This is a genomic window from Mesorhizobium sp. M7A.F.Ca.CA.001.08.2.1 (assembly GCF_003998455.1).
GTDB classification, from domain to species: Bacteria; Pseudomonadota; Alphaproteobacteria; order Rhizobiales; family Rhizobiaceae; genus Mesorhizobium; species Mesorhizobium ciceri.
In genome coordinates this window covers 1-1021 of the sequence record NZ_RZPW01001230.1, presented here as the reverse complement: position 1 = coordinate 1021, position 1021 = coordinate 1, and the positions used below count along the sequence as shown (strand labels likewise).

Genomic DNA, 1021 nt, shown 5'->3' with positions numbered 1-1021 from the left:
GAGAACAAATCGAGCCGCGAGGCGTCGCCGGTGATCGCTTCGGCCAGGAGCTTGCCGGACAACGTCGACAGGATGACGCCCTTGCCGGAATAGCCATGCGCGAAATAGACTTCGCCATAGTGCCCGACATGCGGCAGCCTGGATGTCGTCACCGACACCAGCCCGCCCCAGGCGTGATCGATGCGGCAGCTCTGAAGTTGCGGGAAGGTGGCTTCCATATGCGGCCGCACGAAGCCGGCGATATCGGCCGGCGGTGACGGCGTGTAGCGCTCGCCGCCGCCGAACAGGAGCCGGCCGTCCGCCGACATCCGGTAATAGTTGACGACGAAGCGTGTGTCGGACACCGCGACATTGGCCGGGATGACATTGCGCTTGCCCTCCAGCGGCTCGGTGGCGACGATGTAGTTGCCAACCGGCATGATGCGGCTGTTGACGCGCGGCTCCAGCCCATCGAGCAGAGCGTCACCGGCCAGCACGACATGTTTTGCACGCACCGATCCCTTTGCCGTCGAGATCCGGATCGAAGGCTCACGCTCCAGCTTCACCGCCACCGAATTCTCATGGATGACGACGCCGGCAGCAATCGCCGCGCGGGCAAGGCCGAGCGTGTAGTTCAGCGGATGCATGTGGCCGCCGAGCGGCTCATACATCGCGCCATGATAGGGTGTGTCGACCTTGGCTCGGGCTCCCGCCGCCGACAGGATTTCGGCGTGCGGGAACTTCATCACCGTAGCCAGGCACTCGACCTCTTCCTCGAGATCCTTGAGGTCGGAACCGTTGACCGCGCCGACCAGATGGCCGGTCAGCCTGAGATCGCAATCGATGGCATGGCGCTCGATGATGTCGAGCACCAGCCCGCGCGCCTCGAAGGCAAGATCGAACAGTACCTTTGCCCGCTCAGGCCCATAGAGCTTGACCAGTCCCTTGGCGCCCTTGCGCAGGCCGGGGATCATCTGGCCGCCATTGCGGCCCGACGCGCCCCAGCCGATCTTGCCGCCTTCGAGCAGCACCACCTTCATCC

The 1021-nt window shown here is 64.7% G+C and carries 1 protein-coding gene; it reads right to left on the bottom strand.

Annotated elements, in window-relative coordinates; all coding sequences use genetic code 11:
- The coding region (locus EN914_RS36415; protein ID WP_164779217.1) for an FAD-binding oxidoreductase at nucleotides 1-1021 on the bottom strand (1021 nt) is incomplete at both ends.